Below are 20,453 nucleotides of genomic sequence, written 5' to 3'. Positions count from 1 at the left end.
GCCCCCTTTAGTAAAGGGGGCGCGGCGACAGCCGCGGGGAATTGGGCGCTGATGGCCTGGGGCCCAAGGTTTGCTGCGCAAACCCTGGGGCTTTTTTCGCGTCATCGCGAAAAAAGCGGCGGAGCCGGCCGATAAGCCGGGTTTTGTCGTGGACAGTCATTCCTCTAGGCGCTACGTCACCGCAGCGCTCAAGCAACCTACCCGGACCCGACGCGGGCCACGCCATTAGGTCCCTATTTGGTCTTGCTCCAGGTGGGGTTTGCCGTGCCGGTCTGTTGCCAGACTCGCGGTGCGCTCTTACCGCACCATTTCACCCTTACCGGCTCCCCGAAGGGAACGTAGGCGGTATCTTTCTGTTGCACTTTCCGTCGGCTCGCGCCGCCCAGGCGTTACCTGGCACCTTGCCCTATGGAGCCCGGACTTTCCTCGGCATCCGCAAGGGATGACGCGACTGTCTGGCCGACTCCGCCGCGCGCATTGTCCCACAAATCACAGGCCAACCGGCATGCCGTGCGGCCACCCATGGGGTGGCTCTACCGTTGCGATTGCGCAGGCCCCCATTGGGGGCGCCCCTCAACTGCCGTACAGGGCTTTTCTCGGGGCGCCGGTCAATTCTGCCGCCAGCTTGGCCGCAGTGGACGGCGGCAGATGCTCGCTGAGCTTGGCGTACATGCGGCGGCCGGCGGCCAGCTGCGCTTGTTCATCGTCGGCCGCGCCCTGCACCATCACCACGAACTCGCCCTTGCGCTGGTTGTCGTCAGCCTCCACCTGGCGCAGCAGCGACGCAAGGTCGCCATCGAGCACGGTCTCGAACAGCTTGGTCAGTTCGCGCGCCAGCACCGCCGGGCGCTCGGCCCCGAACGCGGCCACCATGTCGGCCAGCGATTCGGCGATGCGGTGCGAGGACTCATAGAACACCAGCGTCCGGGTTTCCCCGGCCAGCCCCTGCAGGCGCTCGCGACGCCCGGAGCCCTTGGCCGGCAGGAAGCCTTCAAAGGTGAAGCGGTCGCTGGGCAGACCGGCGACGCTCAATGCCGCGATCGCCGCGCAGGCGCCCGGTATCGGGCTGACCCGGATGCCGGCCTCGCGTGCGGCGCGTACCAGGCGATAGCCGGGGTCACTGACCAGCGGCGTGCCCGCATCACTGACCAGTGCCAGCGACTCGCCGGCCTGCAGGCGGGCGACGATACGCTGCGCCAAGGCCTCTTCATTGTGGTCGTGCAGCGCCACCAGCGGCTGCTGGATGCCGAAATGGGCCAGCAGCTGCCCGGTGCGACGGGTGTCCTCGGCGCAGATCGCCGCCACCGACCGCAGCACCTCCTGCGCGCGCGGCGTCAGGTCGGCCAGATTGCCGATCGGGGTGGCAACGACATACAACGTGGGCACAGCACTCATCGCAACGGCACTCATGGGTCAAGGGTAGAATCGTACCGTTCCCCGGCCACGGCCGCTGCCCCCATCGCATGGACCTGATCATGAACAAGCCCGTCGCACGGATCTCTGCCCTCTCGTTGTCGCTGCTGCTGCTTGCCGGCTGCGCCACGACCAGCCTCACCAGCGCCCCCGAATCGCCGGCCCAGAGCCAGGCGCTGGCGCTGATCGAGCAGGGCAAACCACGTGATGCCGCGGTCCAGCTGGAAGCCCTCGCCAACACCCTGCGCGGCAATGCCCGCAGCAGTGCGCTGGCCGATGCGGCCTTTGCCTGGCACGAAGCCGGCGACACCGCCCGCGCACGCAGCCTGCTCAGCCAGATCACCGCGCGCCAGCTCAGCGGTGCCAGCCTGCAGCGCTTCCACCTGACCACTGCCGAACTGGCGCTGGCCGACAAGCAGCCCGCGCAGGCCCTGGCGTCTCTGAAGGAATCCTCCGACACGGTGATCCCGCAGCTGCGCACGCGCTGGCAGCTGGCCCGCGCCAATGCACTGCAGGCCAGTGGCGACAACATCGGGGCGGCCACCGAGCGCGCCCGTGCCCACGCCGCGCTGACCGGCAAGGCGCGCACCGACAACCAGCAGGCCATCGCCGGCCTGCTGGGCACGCTGGACGATGCCACCCTGCGCGCGCGCGCTGCCGCACTGCCGGCCAACGAGCCGCTGTACAACTTCGCCGGCCGCGCGCTGATCGCCCGCGGCCTGCCGCTGCCGCGTCCGTTCGATCGCGAAGGTGCGTCGCAGTTCGATACCAGCAAGCGCCCCGCCGCGATGAGCGATGGCTACCGCCCGCCGGTGAAGATGGCCGTGCTGCTGCCGCTCAGCGGCCGCCTGGCCACCGCCGCGCAGCCGGTCCGCGATGGTCTGCTCTCCGGCTACTACGGCGAAACCCGTCGCCGCCCGGACATCCAGTTCATCGACACCGCCGGCACCGCCGCCGGTGCGGTGGCCGCCTACGACAAGGCCGTGGGTGCGGGCGTGGATTTCATCGTCGGCCCGCTCGGCCGCGATGAAGTGGATGCGGTGTTCGGCCGCGCGCAGCTGCCGGTGCCGGTGCTGGCGTTGAACCGTGGCAAGAGCAGCCCGCCGGCCGGCAGCGCCGGGTTCTCGCTGGCCCCGGAAGACGACGGCATCATCGCCGCCGAATACCTGCGCAGCCGCGAGCGCAGCAAGGTGCTGGTCGTGCACAGCAACGATGAAAACGGTCGCCGCGCCGCCGCCGCCTTCCGCGAGCGCTTCGCCCAGCGTGGCGGCCAGGTGCTGGCCACGATCGGCGTCGGCGAGACCGTCGGCGACATCGGCGCGCAGATCCGCGCTGCCGGCAGCGTCGATGGCGTGCTGCTGGCAGTGAAGGCCCCGCAGGCGCGTGCGCTGGCCCCGCAGCTGGCCCTGGCCGGTGCCGGCGGTGCCACCCGCGTGGGCACCTCGCAGCTCACCGTGGGTGCCGGCAAGGCGGAAGAAGACATGGCACTGGACGGCATCGTGTATCCGAACGAGGCCTGGAACGTGCGCGGCGTCCCCGGCCTGCCCTCGGCCACCACCGCCGGGCAGATCCTGCCGTCCGCGCGCGGTGCGTCCGGGCGCCTGTTCGCATTCGGTTTCGACGCGTGGAAGATCAGCGCGTACCTGGACAAGGTCGCCACCGAAGGCGGCCTGGCCGGCGCCACCGGCACCTTGTTCCTGGACAGCAACGGCAACGTGCTGCGCGTGCCGGCCTGGTCGACCTTCAGCGGCGGCCGGCCGATGCCGATCGCCACCAGCAACTGACCGTGCCCACCGCGCGGGCCCAGCGCGGCACGGCGGTGGAAGCCGCCGCGCTCGAGCACCTGCGCCAGGCCGGGCTGCGTCCGGTGGCCAGCAACGCACGCTATCGCGGCGGTGAACTGGACCTGGTGATGCGCGATGGCGACATCGTGGTGTTCGTGGAAGTGCGCTACCGCGCCACGGGCGCTTTCGGCGGCGGCGCGGCCTCGGTGGACCTGCGCAAGCGACGCAAGCTGGTGCTGGCCGCGCAGTTGTTCCTGCAGTCGCACCCGGCACTGGCCAACCAGCCGTGCCGCTTCGATGTGGTCGATGCCTGGGGCGAGCCGCCGCAGTTGAACTGGCTGCGCGATGCCTTCCGCCTGGAGGATTGCTGATGCCCAGCATTTTCACCCACGCCGCGATTCCGCTGGCGCTGTGGTGTGCGGCCGACCGTGGCCGTATTTCCACGCCGTTGCTGGCCGCCGGTGTGGTCGCGGCGATGCTGCCCGATGCCGATGTGCTGGCATTCGCGTTGCACATTCCCTATGCCGACAGCTTCGGCCATCGCGGCGCCAGTCACTCGCTGCTGTTCGCCAGCGCGCTCGCGGCGCTGGCCGCGCTGCTGCACCGCCGGCTCCGCGCAGGCGCGTTGCAGGCGGCCGCGTTCGTCGGCATCAGCGCGCTGTCACATCCGCTGCTGGATGCGCTCACCTCTGGCGGCCTGGGGGTTGCACTGTGGTGGCCGTGGAGCGGCGAGCGTTTGTTCGCGCCGTGGCGGCCGATCCGCGTATCGCCCTTCGCCGGCCAGTTCTTCAGCGCGCGCGGGCTGGCCACCGTCTTGTCTGAATTGCGTTGGGTGTGGCTGCCACTAACCGCCGCCGTGATCGGCTGGAAGCTGATCCAACCCGCGCCTGTCGAACCCCGGACACCCTGATGACCACCGCACTGCCTGCTGCCTTTGTCGCCACCGTCGCCGCCTTGCTCGGCGAGGACGGGTGGCGCACCGATGACAGCGCGCTGGCCGCGCATGCGCAAGACAACTCCTGGCGGCACCAGCTTCCCCTCGGCGTCGCCTTCCCGCGTGATCGCGAGCAGGTGGTGGCCGTGGTGCGGGCGTGCCGCGCACACCGCATCGCGGTGGTCGCCCGCGGCGCCGGTACCGGCACCACCGGCGCGGCGGTGCCGCTGGCCGGCAGCATCGTGCTCTCGTTCGCGCGCATGAACCGCATCCTGGAGATCCAGCCGGGTAACCGCTGCGCGGTGGTCGAACCGGGCGTGCTCAACGGCGACCTTCAGCACGCGCTGGCAGCGCACGGCCTGTTCTGGGCGCCGGACCCGTCCAGTGCGGACATCTGCAGCATCGGCGGCAACCTCGCCTGCAATGCCGGCGGCCCGCGCGCGGTGAAGTACGGCACCAGCCGCGACAACGTGCTCGGCCTGGTCGCGGTGACCGGCGCCGGCGAACTGATCCAATGCGGCGGCGCCTACACCAAGGACGCCACCGGCTACGACCTGACCCACCTGCTGGTGGGCAGCGAAGGCACGCTGGCGCTGATTGTGGAAGCCACCTTGAAGCTGACCCCGTTGCCGGTCGCGCAGGCCGGCCTGCGCGTGCTGTATGAAGGTGCCGATGCCGCCGCTGCGGCGGTGTCGCGGTTGATGGCCCAGCCAGTAGTACCCACACGTCTGGAATTCATGGACGCACGCAGCCTGGAGCTGCTGCGTCGCAACGGCGCCGACGTGCCTGCGGCCGGCGCGATGCTGCTGGTCGAAGCCGACGGCGACCACGACACCCTGCCCTACCTGCTGCAGGCACTGGCCAATGCCGCCGAAGGCGACGGCATGCTCGCCCTCGACGTGGCGATGGAAGGCGCCGCGCGCGAGAAACTGTGGGCCGCACGCAAGGCGTTGTCACCGGCACTGCGCAGCATCGCCCCGGGCAAGATCAACGAAGACGTAGTGGTGCCGGTCTCGCGCATTCCCGAACTGGTCGCCGGGGTGCAGGCCCTGGCCCGCGACTACACGCTCACCATCGTCACCTTCGGCCATGCCGGCAACGGCAACCTGCACGTCAACATCCTCTACCACCCCGATGATGCCGACGAGAGCGCACGCGCGCAGGCCGCGTTGCCGAAGATCTTCGAGCTGACGTTGGCGCTGGGCGGCACGCTGTCCGGCGAGCACGGTATCGGCCTGGCCAAACGCGATTTCATGGTGCAGGCGTTCACCCCGGCCACGCTGGCCGCGATGCGCGCGATCAAGGGAGCGCTGGATCCAGAAGGGATTCTCAACCCGGGCAAGGTGCTGCCGCCGGGCTGAGGTCGTGGCGTGGCCGGTGATGGAGCGCCGCCCCCACTACATCACCTTCATGAATCGTCCTCGCGCAAACGATTGAGGATGACTGCGTTTGCAATTTGTTGCATGGGATGGCAAAGGCGACAGCGGGAGACTGGCGGCTGATCTGAGCACCCGCACCTTTGCGCAACCATCACTAGAGCATCACGCGGCCTCAGCCTATACGCGATGGTCGTGAATGCAGGTTGCGATCCGTAGTACGCGGGTGTCCAGCCATTTCCATAGCCAGGGACAAGACCATGAACCATCGCACTCGCACCTGCATGCTCCAGGCGCTGCGCCCCCTCGCGCGCAGCCTTTTGATTGTGCTGACCGCGCTGCCGATGAGCGCCGCCATGGCAGGTGACCTGGACAATCAGACTGCGGTGGTGACACGATTTGACCCGGCGGAAACCTGGAGCCTGATCAACGGTTCGCGACTGACCGTGAACAATGCCCAGACCCATCAGATCACCGCCGGCGACACCTCTACAATCGTCATGAACGGTGGCAGCGTGACGCTGGATCCGAACGTGACCGCTGGCCACAATGCGGTGGTGCTGACTGGCTCGGCCTCGCTGCAGGCAGCCGCAACCCGGTTTCTGGGCGGCGGCATCGCGCTCTCCGGCACCCGCTCCACCGCCCATCTTGTGGGCAGCAGCATCATCGTCGACACCGCGAGAATGCACCCGGATGCGCGCAAGTCCGTCGGTGTCGACCTGGTCATGCCGGCCACGATCACAGGCCCCTATTCACCAATTGCCACACTGGATTCCACGTTCATTGGTGTGGATGACATCGCCGGTTCACCCGATTCCGCCAGCGGTATTGGCGTGCGCATGCAATTCGGGCAGGCCGACATCATCAACGGTTCGAACATCGATGCGGCCAACATTGGCGTGCTGCTGTGGGGGGAACGCGATGCCATCGCGCCCATTCGCCTGCGCATTGACGATTCCGCCATCCAGACGGGTCGTGGCGCAGCAATCCAGGTGATGCCCCTGTTCGACAACACCTACGACATCACCGTGGCCAATGGGTCGCAGCTGTTCGCGGGCGATGGCAATCTGTTGCTGGTGAAGAACATCAACTTTGCCAGTAACGCCCGCACCGATGTCAACTTCACCGTGGACAATGCCCAGCAACAGGGCAACGTCACCTTCGACCCGACCACCGTCACCAATGGCAGTCTGAGCGTGCTACTGCAGAACCGCAGCCAGCTGTTCGGCCAGTTCATCGACGTCACCCGGGCCGTCGTGGGAACCGACAGCACCTGGGTGATGACCGGCGACAGCAACGTCGGCCGCCTGCAGCTTGATGCCACCGGCACCGTGGCGCTGGGCAATGGCAGCAGCTTCAACACGCTGAGCGTGGATGAGTTCGTCGGCAACGGCGGCACGCTGGCCTTCAATACCCAGCTTGGCGATGACACTTCGGCCACCGACAAGCTGGTCATCGCCGGCGATGCCAACGGCCAGGCCAACGTGCGTGTTTTCAATGCCGGCGGTGCCGGTGCCAAGACCAACCGCGGTATCGAGCTGATCGACATCGGCGGTGCGTCCAACGCGCAGTTCGATCTGATCGGCCGCGCCGTGGGTGGGCAGTACGAGTACTTTCTGGTCAAGGACGCCAACGGCAACTGGTACCTGCGCTCGGAACTGGCCACCGCGCCTGACCCGTGCGTGATCGACCCGACGCTGCCCGAGTGCGGCACGATCGACCCGCCGGTAGATCCGCCGATCGACCCGCCGCTGCCGATCCTGCGCCCGGAGACCGGCGCCTACCTGGCCAACCAGTTCGCGCTGAACCAGCTGCTGCGCCACCAGTGGCGCGACCGCCAGGGCGGCGACACCGCTGCGGCCGACGGCATGCGTGGCTGGGCACGGGTGGACTCCACCCAGAGCAAGCTGGGCGCGGTGGATGACCAGCTCGACCTGCGCGTGCAGCGCTCGCGCCTGCAGTTGGGCGCCGATGTCGGTGTGTTTGATGAAGGCCGCGGCCGGGTTGGTCTGATGGCTACCGCCGCGCAGTCCCAGGCGCAGTCGCGCTCGGTGATCACCGGCTACAGTGCGCGCGGCAAGCTGGAAGGTGGTGCGATTGGCGCGTACGGCAACTGGAACAATGACGCGCTGTATGTGGATGCCAGCGTGCAGCGCGGCCAGTTCCGCAACCGCGTGCAGGGCGAGGGTCTGGGCGAAGAGCGCTATGACTCGGACATCTGGCAGTCCTCGCTGGAAGCGGGCTATCGCATCGCGCTGGGCCAGGTCGGCAACACCGCGCTGAGCCTGCAGCCGGAGCTGCAGCTGGTGTACACCGATGCCAGCACCGATGTGCACACCGAAAGCAATGGCACCATCGTGCGCAGCCTGGGGGATGATGGATTGTCCGGCCGTGTGGGCCTGCGCCTGCAGGGGGAATCACGCGCTACCTCAGGTGCATCGGTGAGCCCGTATCTGGCGGTGAACTGGTACCGCGATGCGGCCAGCAATGGGATGAGTTTCGATGACGAAACCCTGCGTGCGGATGTGCCGCGCAACCGCTATGAAGTGAATGCCGGTGGCCGGGTGGAGTTCCGCTCGGGGCTGAGTGGCTGGGGTGGGCTGGGCGTGATGCGTGGCGACCATGGGTATCGCGAGGCGACCGCGAACCTGGGAATGTCGTATCGGTGGTGATGGGGCGGAGAGCGTGCCGACCAACGGTCGGCATGCTGCTTGAGCGTATCGCTTTCCTGAATCAATCACTTGCTTGCGATTGAGCGCGCCGTTGTTTGCAACTTGTTGCATGGGATGGCAAAGGCGACAGCGCGAGACTGGGAGCCGAACAGGACACCCGCACCTTTTCGCCGTCATCACAATGGCATCACGCGACCTTAGCCTATACGCGATCTACGCCAATGCAGGTTGCGATCAGCAATACGCGGGTGCCCAGCCATTTCCATAGCCAGGGACAAGACCATGAACCATCGCACTCGCACCTGCATCACTCCTTCGCTGCGCCCGCTCGCGCGCGGCCTGCTACTGGCCTTGGCCGCCATGCCAGTCGGCGCGGCCTTTGCGGGCGACCTGGACAACCAGACAGCGGACGTTGTCGCCGGAGATCCGGTCGAAGCATGGAAGCTCATCAATGGCTCACAGCTGCGTGTAACCGGCGCCGAAGCCAATGAAATCAGCGCCACCGACACCTCAACTGTCGTACTGGATGGCGCTCTGATTACCCGGGTTGGGAGCAGCGCCCAGAACGCAGTATCACTCGACGAAGCAGCCTCATTGAATGCAACAAACAGCCATTTCCGTGGAGGCGGGATTGCGCTGAATGGTGGTACCACCTCGGTGCAGCTCACGGGCAGCTCACGGGCAGCTCGATCATCGTGACCACAGCAGGATTGAAACCGACCGAAGGCAAGGCAGTGGGTGTGGATCTGTTGACCTCTCCAAGCGGGACAGGTGCACGCAGTTCTTACGCACGGATCGACTCCACTCTCATCCAGGTTGAAGATGCCCCCTCTTCTCTACGCCCCTACAACAGCGGACTCGGCGTGCGCCTTCAGTTCGGTCAGATGGACATCGTCAATGGCTCACGCGTTGTTGCGGCAAATGTGGGCGCCATGCTCTGGGGCGTGAGTAATCCGGCTGGCGGCCTGCGCCTGGGAATCGATGGCTCCACCCTGGAGTCTGGCCGCGGCGCGGCGATCCAGGTAATGGGGCTTGAGGATAATCAATACGACATCACCGTGGCCAACGGTGCGCGACTTGTGGGCGGCGATGGCAATGTGCTGTTGGTGAAGTCCGAGTTGGGCGCTGCAAGTGCTCGCACCGACGTGAACTTCACCGTCGACGACTCTCGTCTGATCGGTAACGTCACCTTCGACCCGATCACCACGCTCAACGGCACCCTCGACGTCACCCTGCGCAACAAGGCACGCATCGACGGCCGCTTCAGCAATGTCACCTCGGCAACGGTCGGCACCGACAGCACCTGGGTGATGACCGGCGACAGCAACGTCGGCCACCTGCAGCTCGATGCCACCGGCACCGTGGCGCTGGGCAATGGCAGCAGCTTCAACACGCTGAGCGTGGATGAGTTCGTCGGCAACGGCGGCACGCTGGCCTTCAATACCCAGCTTGGCGATGACACTTCGGCCACCGACAAGCTGGTCATCGCCGGCGATGCCAACGGCCAGGCCAACGTGCGTGTTTTCAATGCCGGCGGTGCCGGTGCCAAGACCAACCGCGGTATCGAGCTGATCGACATCGGCGGTGCGTCCAACGCGCAGTTCGATCTGATCGGCCGCGCCGTGGGTGGGCAGTACGAGTACTTTCTGGTCAAGGACGCCAACGGCAACTGGTACCTGCGCTCGGAACTGGCCACCGCGCCTGACCCGTGCGTGATCGACCCGACGCTGCCCGAGTGCGGCACGATCGACCCGCCGGTGGATCCGCCGATCGACCCGATTCTGCGCCCGGAAACCGGCGCGTACCTGGCCAATCAGTTCGCGTTGAACCAGCTGCTGCGCCACCAGTGGCGTGATCGCCAGGGCGGCGACACTGCAGCGGCCGACGGCGTGCGTGGCTGGGCGCGGGTGGATTCCACCCAGAGCAAGCTGGGCGCGGTGGATGACCAGCTCGACCTGCGCGTGCAGCGCTCGCGTCTGCAGTTGGGCGCCGATATCGGTGTGTTTGATCAAGGCCGCGGCCGGGTTGGTCTGATGGCTACCGCCGCGCAGTCCCAGGCGCAGTCGCGCTCGGTGATCACCGGCTACAGTGCGCGCGGCAAGCTCGAAGGTGGTGCAATCGGCGCGTACGGCAACTGGAACAATGACGCGCTGTATGTGGATGCCAGCGTGCAGCGTGGTCAGTTCCGCAACCGTGTGCAGGGCGAGGGTCTGGCCGAAGAGCGCTATGACTCGGACATCTGGCAGTCCTCGCTGGAAGCGGGCTATCGCATCGCGCTGGGCCAGGTCGGCAACACCGCGCTGAGCCTGCAGCCGGAGCTGCAGCTGGTGTACACCGATGCCAGCACCGATGTGCACACCGAAAGCAATGGCACCATCGTGCGCAGCCTGGGGGATGATGGATTGTCCGGCCGTGTGGGCCTGCGCCTGCAGGGGGAATCACGCGCTACCTCAGGTGCATCGGTGAGCCCGTATCTGGCGGTGAACTGGTACCGCGATGCGGCCAGCAACGGGATGAGTTTCGATGACGAAACCCTGCGTGCGGACGTACCGCGCAACCGCTATGAAGTGAATGCCGGTGGCCGGGTGGACTTCCGCTCGGGGCTGAGTGGCTGGGGTGGGCTGGGGGTGATGCGTGGCGACCATGGGTATCGCGAGGCGACCGCGAACCTGGGAATGTCGTATCGGTGGTGATGGCCGGAGAGCGTGCCGACCAACGGTCGGCACCCACCGTGGGTGATGCTCGGCACCCGCGGCTGATGATGTATCGGGAGCCGGCCAGCGGCCGGCACTACCCGGTATGCGCGGGGCAATGACTTGGCGGTGGGTGCCGACCGTTGGTCGGCACGCCTTTCAGCCAGCGAAGTGCTGGTAACCGCCAGGGCCTTCAGCACCGGCACACTGCACGCCACTGCCGGCGATGATGCTGCCGATGCGGGTGAGCGGCAGCCCGAGCGACTCGGACAACGCCTGCAACGCCTCGCACTGGTCGGCGGCGGCGGTGAAGCACAGTTCGTAGTCATCGCCGCCACGCAGCGCGCAGTCGCGCGCCGCGTCGTCGCCGAGCACGTTGCGCAGTGCCGTGGACAACGGCAACGCGTTCACCTCCAGCTGCGCACCCACATCGCTGCGCGTGGTGATATGCCCGAGGTCGGCCAACAGGCCGTCGGAGATATCCACGGCCGCATGGGCGAATGCACGCAGACGCAATCCCAGCGTGACCCGCGGTGCCGGGCGCAGCAAACGATGCCGCAGCGCTTCGTGATCCATGGTGGGCGCGATGGCAGTGACATCCAGCTGACCCTGTTGCCACAGGCGCAGCGCACCGGCGGCATCGCCGAGCGTGCCACTGACCCAGATGTCATCCCCGATCCGCGCCGCATCGCGACGCAATGCCTGGCCGCGCCCGACCTGCCCCATCGCCGTCACCGACAACGACAGCGGGCCACGTGTGGTGTCGCCGCCGATCAGGACGATGTCGTGCTGGTCGGCCAGGGCGAAGAAGCCATCGGCGAACGCGTCGATCCAGTCTTCGCTTGCATCTGGCAACGACAGCGCCAGGGTGCACCAGGACGGGCGTGCGCCCATCGCGGCCAGGTCGGAGAGATTGACCGCCAGCGTCTTCCAGCCGATGTCGAACGCAGCGGTTTCCACCGGAAAGTGCACGCCGCTGTTGAGCGTGTCGGCGGTGACCACCAGCTGCTCGCCCGCGCGCGGCTGCAGCAGCGCGGCATCATCGCCGATGCCAAGCAGCACATCGTCGCGCTCGCGGGTGCGCGCGCGGATACGGTCGATCAGGGCGAATTCGGCAAGGGACATGGGGTGCTCCCGCAGCTATGCGTGCCGCGCGGTGGGCGGTAGTGCCGGCCGTTGGCCGGCAACCACACGTGGGTCAGTGACCCGATTCGACCTTGCGCCATTCCACGGCGGCACGGTCCAGCACGCCATTGACGTAGGTGTGGCCGTGCTCGGAGCCGAAACGCTTGGCCGACTCGATGGCTTCGTTGATCACCACGCGGTACGGCACGTCCAGGCGGTAGCGCATTTCAAAAGCGGCCACGCGCAGCGCGGCACGCTCGATGGCATCCACTTCCTCGATGCCGCGGTCCAGGTACGGGGCCAGCGCCTCGTCCAGGTCCTTGCGGTGATCGAGCACGCCATGCACCAGCGCCTCGAAATAGGCCAGGTCGGCAATTTCGCGGGCCTGCTCGTGGGCGAACTGCGCCACCACGGTCTGCGTGTTGCCACCCGAAATCTGCCAGGCGTAGATGGCCTGCAGGGCACGACGACGCGCGCGCGAGCGCAGCACGGGGTCGACGCCATCGCGGCGGACCGGCTTGCCGGAGGGCTTGCCCGGGTTTGACTTGTTCAAGGCAACTGCTCCAGAAGATTGACCATTTCCAACGCCGTCAGTGCGGCTTCCTCACCCTTGTTGCCGTGGCTGCCACCGGCACGGGCCTCGGCATCCTCGGCGCGTTCCACCGCCAGCACGCCATTGAGCACCGGCACGCCGAAATCCAGCTGCACGCGCATCAGGCCTTCGGCGCAGCCATCGGCCACGTGTTCGTAGTGGCGGGTATCGCCGCGGATCACACAGCCCAGCGCGATGATCGCGGCATGTTCATGCGCGGCGGCCAGGCGGGCGGCAACCAGCGGCAGCTCCCACGCGCCCGGCACGCGGATCACGTCGATGGCCGCTTCGGCGATGCCGTTGCCGGCCAGGCTCTGCCGCGCACCGGCCACCAGCACGTCGGTGATACGGGCATTCCAGCGGCTGGCGAGGATGGCGAAACGGGCCTTCTCCGGAGTACGGAGGTCGCCTTCGTAGTGGCTCATGGTCGGCTTGGGGGATTGATAAGGGGTAATTCTAACGTGGATGGCCCCCGACCGTTGCCGGGGGCAGCCGTGCCGGCTGCTGGCCGGCACGGTTTGGACCCATTGGCGCGGGGAGCCGGCCGGCGGCCGGCACTACCTTATGGGGTGACCGTTTCGACTACTTCCAGGCCGTAGCCGGCCAGGCCGATCTGGCGGCGCGGGGTGCCCAGCACGCGCAGCTTGCCCAGGCCCAGGTCGGACAGGATCTGCGCACCGGCACCGTTGCGGCGCCACTGGCTCACATCCTTGTCCTTGCCCGGGGTCACCGGCAGCGGCTGCTGGCGCAGGCGGGCCAGCAGGCTGTTGGTGTCGCGCGGGGCCGACAGCACCACCATCACGCCGCGTTCGGCGGCGGCGATGGCACGCAGGGCATCGGTGGAGGCCACGCCGAAGTCATCACGGCGCCAGTGCAGCAGGTCGGCCAGCGGGTTTTCCACCTGCACCCGGACCAGGGTCGGCTCGGTGTCCGGAGTGCCGCGGACCAGGGCGAAATGCAGGTCGTGGGCGATCCGGTCGCGGTAGGTCACCAGCTTGAACGGGCCGAACTCGGTGTCGATTTCACGCTCGTCCACGCGCTCGACGGTCTTTTCGGTGGCCAGGCGGTAGGCGATCAGGTCGGCGATCGAGCCTATCTTCAGGCCGTGCTCGCGCGCGAACACCTCCAGCTCCGGGCGGCGCGCCATGCTGCCGTCCGGGTTGAGGATCTCCACCAGCACGCCGGCCGGTTCCAGCCCCGCCAGCATGGCCAGGTCCACGCCCGCCTCGGTGTGGCCGGCGCGGGTCAGCACACCGCCCGGCTGGGCGATCAGCGGGAAGATGTGGCCCGGCTGGTGCAGGTCGGCCGGTTTGGCGTCCGGCTTCACCGCGGTCCGGATGGTATGGGCGCGGTCGTAGGCGGAGATGCCGGTGGTGACGCCCTCGGCAGCCTCGATGCTGACCGTGAAGTTGGTCTGGAACTGGGCGGTATTAGCCTGCACCATCGGCGCCAGGCCCAGGTCGGCGGCACGCTCGCGGGTCAGCGGCAGGCACACCAGGCCGCGGCCGTGGGTGACCATGAAATTGATGTCCGACGGCTTGACCAGCTCGGCGGCCATGATCAGGTCGCCTTCGTTCTCGCGGTCTTCGTCATCGACGATGACCACCATGCGGCCGAGGCGGATGTCTTCGAGGATCTCGGGGATGGGGGCGAAATTCATGCCACGACTCCTTCATTGCCCTGTGGCGGCCGACCATCCGTCGGCAGACCGATCAGTTTTTCCACATAACGGGCGACCAGATCGATTTCCAGATTGACCGCACTGCCCACGCCGGTGGCGGCGAAGGCGGTGTTGGCGACGGTATGCGGGATCAGCGCGACCTCGAAACCGGCGTCGTCCACTTCATTCACGGTCAGGCTGACCCCGTCCACGCAGATCGAGCCCTTCTTGGCGATATAGCGCAGCAGCGCCGCCGGGGCCGCGAAACGCCAGCGCTGGGCGCGGGCATCCTCGTGGATGGACAGCACCTGGCCCAGCCCATCGACATGGCCGCTGACCAGATGGCCGCCGAGGCGGTCGGTCGGGCGCATGGCGCGCTCAAGGTTGATCACCGCGCCGTCGGCCAGCTGGCCCAGCGTGGTCAGGCCCAGGGTCTCGGTGGAGGCATCGGCCTGGAAGCTGGTCGCGTCGAACGCGATCACGGTCAGGCACACGCCGTTGATGGCGATGCTCTCGCCGAGCTGGACGGCGTCAAACGGCAGGCTGCCGACGTTGAAGGTAAAGCGGACATCGCCGCCGATGGTGTCGCGTGCGGCCAGACGGCCGACGCCTTCGATGATTCCAGTAAACAAGAAACGTTCTCCGCGAAAAGTGAGCGAAAAACGCCGCAAGGCATAGTGGTGCACGCCAGGCACAAAGGCCCGGCAGACACCGTCTTCTTTCATCCGGACTATACCGTCGGCTCCGGCATCGGACCGGATCTGCTGACCTTCCGGCAGGACCGGAAGCGCTCGCGGGCTCGTGCTTGCGCACCTACCGCCGGTGGGGAATCGCACCCCGCCCTGAAGACGTTTGTGTACCGGCGAACCGGCGCGGCCATTGTAACAGCGGGACCTGACCGCACGCTTTCCGTGAAATATTTGTTAATATCCGCCGCGCGTGGCACCGATCGCCACCGCTGCCGCCCAAGACGGGTCGGCTGAAATGGATCTCACCCAACAAGGAACCTGCATGCGCAAGATTTTCCTGGCCGCCGCCCTGCTGGCCGCCGCCCCGCTTTCCGCCGTTGCTGCCGAAAGCATGAGCTACACCTATGTGGAAGGTGGCTGGACCCAGCTGCAGCTGGACCGCAACGGCGCCGCGTCCAAGCCGAAGCTGGATGGCGGTTACGTCCGGGGTTCGTTCGCCATCGCCGAGCAGGTACACGTGTTCGGTGGCTACAGCATGGTGTCCAAGACCTACCATTGGGATTTCTACGACATTGCCGGCAGCGCCAAGCAGGAACTGAACCAGCCGGAACTCGGCATTGGTTACCACATGCCGATGAGCGACCGCGTGGACTTCACCACCGACATCGCGTGGCTGCGCATCGAAAACGAATACAAGCTTTCCTATGCCGGCCGCGAAGTGGATCGTTTCAAGGAACACACCAACGCTGCCCGTGCCACCGTGGGCGTGCGTGGCAAGCCTTCCCGCCGCACCGAAGCCTGGTTGAAGGCCGGCTACATCGACGGCAGTGACATGGACGGCACCTGGTCCGGCACGCTGGGCGGCCAGGTCAACTTCACCCGCACCTGGGGTCTGGTTGGCGAAGTGCAGGCTTACGACGAAGTCACCCAGTTCTCGCTGGGCGTGCGCGCAAGTTTCTGATCGGGCTGCGGCATCACTGCCGCGCCATGATCGAACGGGTCCCGAAAGGGGCCCGTTTTTTTATGGGCTCTTCTTCCATTGGACGGGTGTCTCACTCCCAGATCAACGGCAGCGGATTCGTTCTGGGTGTGAGGCGAGCGTTGGGGCCCCCTTGGTAGCTGGCAGGCGCCTTGGCAAATGTCCCCCGGCGCCGGCAAGGGCATCGGGGCCCGCGCCCCAGCCAGCTGCACCGCGGGGCCTTACACGGGAAAAGAAAGCGGCAGGCTTTCCCCACTGAGAGGAAAAGAACCTCTTCTACAACGGTAGCGTCACGCCACCGGCGGTGGCAGGTGTGGGGTGATGCAGCAGTACCCGCAGACGGTGAAGCATCTTGCGGCGCTGCGCTGAGTGTGGCGCCCAGCACAAGCCGCTCCCTGAAAGTACGCTAGGCTTCCGCGCCTTCGCCTTGGACGCTGATCATGAAGATGACGATTCGGTTGCTGGCCGTTCCGCTGCTGCTGTGCACACCCCTGCTCGGCTGGGCGGCCGCGCCTGCCGCGCTCACCCCGGAACAGACCTTCGATCTGTACGCGCGGGTGCTGCTGGAGGACGATGCCGCGGCGGCACGCACGCTCAATGATGCGTTACGCCCGGCCTTCGAGGGCAATGATGCGGTCACCCTGACCCCCGGCGGACTGGCAGGCGCGATGGCCGCCCCGCTGCAGGCACTGCTGACCAAGCAGGGCGCCAGCGCCCAGGACATCGCCGCCGTGCCGGCGCTGATCAGCGCCAACCTGCGCCAGAACCGGTGCCGCGCCGAGCGTGCGCAGGTCCGGGACAACGCACATGTGGAAGGCACGAAGATCGCCGGCATCACCTTCGAGTGCCAGGTCAGCACGCTGGACGGCCTGCGCCCCCTGGCCGATGCCGGCATGCAGGACGACTCGGCGGAGAACTTCAAACGCTTCATCGATGCCTACCTGGCCGCGCTGCGCGACGCACCCCGGCATGCGTTGAACGGCAGCCTGGATCTGTATCCGGCCAAGGACAACGGCTACTGGTACATCGGCAACCTGGACGGCCTCATCTCACCGTTGGTGGACGCACTGCTGCCGTTTGCAACGTGGATGCAGGAGGCGGCCGCGCGTGCTGCGCCCAAGGTGACCGGCGTGCCCGGCTGCGACCTGCTGCTGGACCAGCATCGCCAGTGCCTGGCGAAGATCGCCCCGGAACAGTTGCCCGGCGTGGACGCAATGGCCGAGGAATTGAAGGCCAAAGCCAAGGTCATGACGCCCGAGGCGATGACGCAGGAATGCAAGGCACTGCGTTCGATGGCTGAGGCGATGTGGAGTGATGACTGCGGTTGAGGCGATACGACTCAATCCAGCTACACAGTTGCAGTACACCCGGCGACGTCTGCCCTTACCGGACCAGGGTTGGCGGAAGCCGCACGACAGCGCGGCAGCAATGCAACTTGTTGCATTACTGCTCTCCTCAAGCCCGTCTAGAATCGTTCAACAGTTCCAGTTCCGGTTGAACACCTTGCGTCGATTTGCCCTCCCACTGCTGTGCAGTGTTGCCGGTACCTGTGCTGCAGCATCGTTGTCGCCCGAAGCGGAGTACACGCTTCAAGCACGCGTCCTTCTGCAGGGTGACGCCACAGCGCGAACTGCGCTGACGGCAGTTGATGCAGATGCCGTTCCGCCCCAGCAGATCAACTGGGATGATGTAATCGACGATCTTCCTTCGTGGCTTAACAGGCAAGGGCTGGAAGTTTCCGATGCGGAGGTGATGCTCACGCTGGAGAGCGCCCTGCGCGCACGCTTGCAACGGATATCGTGCATAGCGGAAGCGTTCCTGCCACTGGGAGGACCGGAGATCGGCCAGTTCATGATGAACTGTCAGGTTCCGGATATCGAATCACTGTTCGTCAAGTACCGTGCACTGCGCCTGGCAGACGGCGATTCGCCATTCCCCAGCGCGACGTTCATTTCGCTCTATGCCGACCGCATCCGCAATGCGCCGAATGTTGCATATCGTTCTTCGTTTACCGGCTGGTCCTCGTCCCAGCATGCAAAGGTGCACCAGGATCGGGCACTCAAGATTCGTCAGACCGTCCTGCTTGGCCTCCTGCCTTTCGCTGAGTGGGACCTCCGAATCGAGGCCGAAGGCACCGCGCAGGAAACAGGAATCCCCGTTTGTGACATCGCCATCAAGCTGCTGGACCAGTGCCCTGCCCCCAATAAATGGCTGCGAGATTCACTGTTGACCAGCCTTGCCCGTGCAGACGATGACGCGGAGGAACCCTACGCGCGTGTCATGGCTGCGCAGCTTTGTGCTGGCGCGTTGGAAGACGCCAACGCTGACCCGGATGCGCTTTGCCATCCTGGCGATATGGGCACCGACTAGAGCAGAAGCACCTTGGCAGTTCAGCTGCATAACTGACGGTGCAGCACCGGCCACCACACGTAGATCTCACATCGATACACCGTACCGCCGCCACTTTGAGAGTAGTTGCATGGAAACGCAGGCCGTCGCGCTCCAACTTCATGGGTTTGCCCATCCGGTGAATGCAATGACGACGCTGAAGATGTCCCTCATGCTGCTTGTGTGCCTGCCGTTCGTGACTTCGGCAGCCACGCCCTCCCCGCTGACACTGGAGGAGACGTTCCACGCGTATGTGGATCTCGTCACCCGCGGCGATACCGACGCCGCCGCAAAACTGAAAGCCGACGCAGCGCGCGCGAAAGACCCCGACACCCTCGTGGATATCATCGATGACATGTCCTCCATCGGCACTGCTCGAGACATATCCGACGCACCGGAACTGCAGGCCACCGCATCGGCCGTGTATGCGCGGCAGCGGGAAGTCAGTTGCAACGTCACCAGCATGAAGGTCACCGAATCGGCGGCCTCGGAAAGCGCTGAAGTCCATTATCAATGTCAGTTTCCCGATCTTTCCGGTTTCTTCGATACGTACCGCGCGGAACGCAAGCTGCTTTTGACGGAGGGCAAGGATGCGGCAAGGGAAAGCACGATGCTGGCTGCCTATGTCGAGAGCATTCGGAACGCACCAAGCAGCGCACAGGAAGGAACGGCGGAGTTCCGCAGGCAGGGAACAGGTGGCCCTTGGATGAGCCTGGACATGCTCGATCTGGCCAGGAAAATGACCCTGTCCATGGTGCCGTTCGCGCAGTGGGACGAACGCATCGAGGCCGAGTCCGTCCCCACGGTGACCGGCATAGCACCCTGCGACGTGATGCTGGACGCCCAGATTGGCTTCCTCCAGAAGTCGCATCCCGACCACGAAGGCCTGTTGCTGCGCAGCGAAGTGGAATCCAACGTGACCCGACTGGGACCGGCACTGGCGGCAGCCCATTGCCGCGCCTTCCACGATCAGAACAGGGCGCTGTGGGAGGGCGCGCCGTCGGCGGCCAGTGACTGATCACGCCGGTAGCCCTGCGACATCCCGCTTTCGCGGTCAGGGCCGCAGCAGCAGCCGCAGATCCTCACCTACCTGGCGCTGATCCACCACCCGCATCCGACGCTGCTGCGCCATCCCGGTGATGCCCAGCCCGGACAACAACGGCAGGCCCTGCTCACCCAACAAGGTGGGGGCCTGGTAGAGCAGCAGCTCATCGACCCAGCCGCCGGCCAGCAGTGCGCCGCCCAGCGTGGCGCCGGCTTCGGTATGTACTTCGTTGATGCCGCGCTCGGCCAGCAGCGCCAGCACCGCGCCCAGGTCCAGCCGCCCGTTGTGGCTGGGCACGCTGGCGAACTCGGCGTCCGCCGCATCCGGCGGGCTGATCGCCGCATCGTGCAGGTACAGCGTGGGCGCGCCGCCCTCACGCACGCGCGCGCATTCCAGCGAACGCAGCCGGGCATCGAGCACCACGCGCAGTGGCGGCAGCACCTCGGTATCGGCCAGGCGCACGGTCAGCATCGGGTCGTCGGCCAGCACGGTACCCGCGCCAGTGAGGATCGCACCAGCACGCGCGCGCCAGTGCTGCACATCCTCGCGTGCCGCCGCGCCGGTGATCCATTTGGACGTGCCATCGGCCATCGCGGTGCGCCCGTCCAGGCTGGCTGCCAGCTTGACCCGCAGCCACGGCCGGCCGCGCTCGATGCGCGAGAGGAAACCGTGGTTGAGTTCACGCGCCTGCGCGGCCATCAAGCCTTCGGCAACCTCGATGCCCGCCTCACGCAGCAGCACGAAACCGCCGCCGTCGACCTTGGGGAACGGATCGCGCATTGCAGCGACCACGCGGGTGATGCCGGCCTCGATCAGCGCCAACGCACAGGGCGGTGTGCGACCGTAGTGCGCGCACGGCTCCAGGGTGACGTAGGCAGTGGCACCGCGTGCGCGTTCACCGGCTTCGCGCAATGCGAACACTTCCGCATGCGGGCCACCGGTACGCTGGTGCCAGCCCTGCCCGACCACCTCTGCACCCTGTGCGATCACGCAGCCGACCATCGGGTTGGGTCGCGCCGTGTAAGCGGCGCGTTCGGCCAGGCGCAGCGCGTGCGCCATGTGCAGATGATCGAGAGGGCTGAAGTCGGTCATGGTGGAAACCG

The 20,453-nt window shown here is 66.5% G+C and carries 18 protein-coding genes, 1 other RNA gene and 1 riboswitch; of the genes, 11 read left to right on the top strand and 8 right to left on the bottom strand.

Features of this window, described 5'->3' with window-relative positions; translation table 11 throughout:
• Window positions 1-116: 116 nt before the first annotated feature.
• Both rnpB and rsmI read right to left on the bottom strand, forming a co-directional pair.
• Window positions 117-467, bottom strand: an RNA gene (gene rnpB, locus AC3IPM_RS03265) — RNase P RNA component class A.
• Between the two features lie 106 nt (window positions 468-573).
• Window positions 574-1,395, bottom strand: a complete 822-nt coding sequence (gene rsmI, locus AC3IPM_RS03260; protein WP_489302514.1) for a 16S rRNA (cytidine(1402)-2'-O)-methyltransferase — start codon at window positions 1,393-1,395, stop codon at window positions 574-576.
• 80 nt (window positions 1,396-1,475) lie between these two features.
• Between rsmI and AC3IPM_RS03255 the strand changes: the two genes are divergently transcribed.
• The 7 genes from AC3IPM_RS03255 (at window position 1,476) to AC3IPM_RS03225 (ending at window position 10,872) form a co-directional block, all read left to right on the top strand.
• Window positions 1,476-3,197 carry a penicillin-binding protein activator gene (locus AC3IPM_RS03255; protein ID WP_489302513.1) on the top strand — a complete coding sequence of 574 codons (1,722 nt, stop codon included), beginning with the start codon at window positions 1,476-1,478 and terminating at the stop codon, window positions 3,195-3,197.
• Window positions 3,198-3,199: 2 nt separating this feature from the next.
• A complete protein-coding gene (locus tag AC3IPM_RS03250; RefSeq protein ID WP_489302512.1) occupies window positions 3,200-3,568 on the top strand; it encodes a YraN family protein in 369 nt (122 codons plus the stop codon).
• Window positions 3,568-4,107 (top strand): metal-dependent hydrolase, encoded by a 540-nt coding sequence (locus AC3IPM_RS03245; RefSeq protein ID WP_489302511.1) that lies wholly within the window; start codon window positions 3,568-3,570, stop codon window positions 4,105-4,107. Before AC3IPM_RS03250 ends, AC3IPM_RS03245 begins: the two co-directional genes overlap by 1 nt.
• Window positions 4,107-5,492 (top strand): FAD-binding oxidoreductase, encoded by a 1,386-nt coding sequence (locus tag AC3IPM_RS03240; RefSeq protein ID WP_489302510.1) that lies wholly within the window; start codon window positions 4,107-4,109, stop codon window positions 5,490-5,492. Before AC3IPM_RS03245 ends, AC3IPM_RS03240 begins: the two co-directional genes overlap by 1 nt.
• A gap of 275 nt (window positions 5,493-5,767) precedes the next feature.
• Window positions 5,768-8,179 carry an autotransporter family protein gene (locus AC3IPM_RS03235; protein WP_489302509.1) on the top strand — a complete coding sequence of 804 codons (2,412 nt, stop codon included), beginning with the start codon at window positions 5,768-5,770 and terminating at the stop codon, window positions 8,177-8,179.
• A 282-nt stretch (window positions 8,180-8,461) separates the two neighbouring features.
• On the top strand, window positions 8,462-8,878 hold the full coding sequence (locus AC3IPM_RS03230) for a hypothetical protein (RefSeq protein WP_489302508.1): 417 nt from the start codon (window positions 8,462-8,464) through the stop codon (window positions 8,876-8,878).
• A gap of 245 nt (window positions 8,879-9,123) precedes the next feature.
• Window positions 9,124-10,872 carry an autotransporter family protein gene (locus tag AC3IPM_RS03225; RefSeq protein ID WP_489302507.1) on the top strand — a complete coding sequence of 583 codons (1,749 nt, stop codon included), beginning with the start codon at window positions 9,124-9,126 and terminating at the stop codon, window positions 10,870-10,872.
• A 159-nt stretch (window positions 10,873-11,031) separates the two neighbouring features.
• Here the strand turns inward: AC3IPM_RS03225 and thiL are convergent, their stop codons facing one another.
• The 5 genes from thiL to AC3IPM_RS03200 all read right to left on the bottom strand — a co-directional run bounded on the left by thiL (window position 11,032) and on the right by AC3IPM_RS03200 (window position 14,881).
• Complete coding sequence (gene thiL / locus AC3IPM_RS03220; RefSeq protein WP_489302506.1) at window positions 11,032-11,997, bottom strand: thiamine-phosphate kinase; 966 nt, start codon at window positions 11,995-11,997, stop codon at window positions 11,032-11,034.
• 73 nt (window positions 11,998-12,070) lie between these two features.
• Entirely contained in the window at window positions 12,071-12,550 is a 480-nt protein-coding gene (gene nusB / locus AC3IPM_RS03215; RefSeq protein ID WP_489302505.1) for a transcription antitermination factor NusB, read from the bottom strand.
• Window positions 12,547-13,014: a 6,7-dimethyl-8-ribityllumazine synthase gene (gene ribH / locus AC3IPM_RS03210; RefSeq protein WP_489302504.1), complete on the bottom strand. Its 468-nt coding sequence runs from the start codon at window positions 13,012-13,014 to the stop codon at window positions 12,547-12,549. The genes nusB and ribH overlap by 4 nt, the downstream gene beginning before the upstream one ends.
• A gap of 137 nt (window positions 13,015-13,151) precedes the next feature.
• Window positions 13,152-14,249, bottom strand: a complete 1,098-nt coding sequence (ribB, locus tag AC3IPM_RS03205; protein WP_489302503.1) for a 3,4-dihydroxy-2-butanone-4-phosphate synthase — start codon at window positions 14,247-14,249, stop codon at window positions 13,152-13,154.
• A complete protein-coding gene (locus AC3IPM_RS03200; RefSeq protein ID WP_489302502.1) occupies window positions 14,246-14,881 on the bottom strand; it encodes a riboflavin synthase in 636 nt (211 codons plus the stop codon). The genes ribB and AC3IPM_RS03200 overlap by 4 nt, the downstream gene beginning before the upstream one ends.
• Before the next feature lie 77 nt (window positions 14,882-14,958).
• A riboswitch (FMN riboswitch) is annotated at window positions 14,959-15,103 on the bottom strand.
• Window positions 15,104-15,260: 157 nt separating this feature from the next.
• Here AC3IPM_RS03200 and AC3IPM_RS03195 point away from each other — a divergent pair.
• From AC3IPM_RS03195 to AC3IPM_RS03180, 4 genes are all read left to right on the top strand, one after another.
• Complete coding sequence (locus AC3IPM_RS03195) at window positions 15,261-15,899, top strand: outer membrane beta-barrel protein (RefSeq protein ID WP_489302500.1); 639 nt, start codon at window positions 15,261-15,263, stop codon at window positions 15,897-15,899.
• 458 nt (window positions 15,900-16,357) lie between these two features.
• Complete coding sequence (locus AC3IPM_RS03190; protein WP_489302499.1) at window positions 16,358-17,245, top strand: hypothetical protein; 888 nt, start codon at window positions 16,358-16,360, stop codon at window positions 17,243-17,245.
• Window positions 17,232-18,287 carry a hypothetical protein gene (locus tag AC3IPM_RS03185; protein ID WP_489302498.1) on the top strand — a complete coding sequence of 352 codons (1,056 nt, stop codon included), beginning with the start codon at window positions 17,232-17,234 and terminating at the stop codon, window positions 18,285-18,287. The genes AC3IPM_RS03190 and AC3IPM_RS03185 overlap by 14 nt, the downstream gene beginning before the upstream one ends.
• 109 nt (window positions 18,288-18,396) lie before the next feature.
• Entirely contained in the window at window positions 18,397-19,323 is a 927-nt protein-coding gene (locus AC3IPM_RS03180) for a hypothetical protein (RefSeq protein WP_489302497.1), read from the top strand.
• A gap of 36 nt (window positions 19,324-19,359) precedes the next feature.
• On the opposite strand, the gene ribD is transcribed toward AC3IPM_RS03180, so the two are convergent.
• On the bottom strand, window positions 19,360-20,442 hold the full coding sequence (gene ribD / locus AC3IPM_RS03175) for a bifunctional diaminohydroxyphosphoribosylaminopyrimidine deaminase/5-amino-6-(5-phosphoribosylamino)uracil reductase RibD (protein WP_489302496.1): 1,083 nt from the start codon (window positions 20,440-20,442) through the stop codon (window positions 19,360-19,362).
• Window positions 20,443-20,453: the final 11 nt, after the last annotated feature.

Source organism: Stenotrophomonas sp. GL_111 (assembly GCF_057835245.1).
This window is presented reverse-complemented; position numbering and strand designations above follow the sequence as displayed.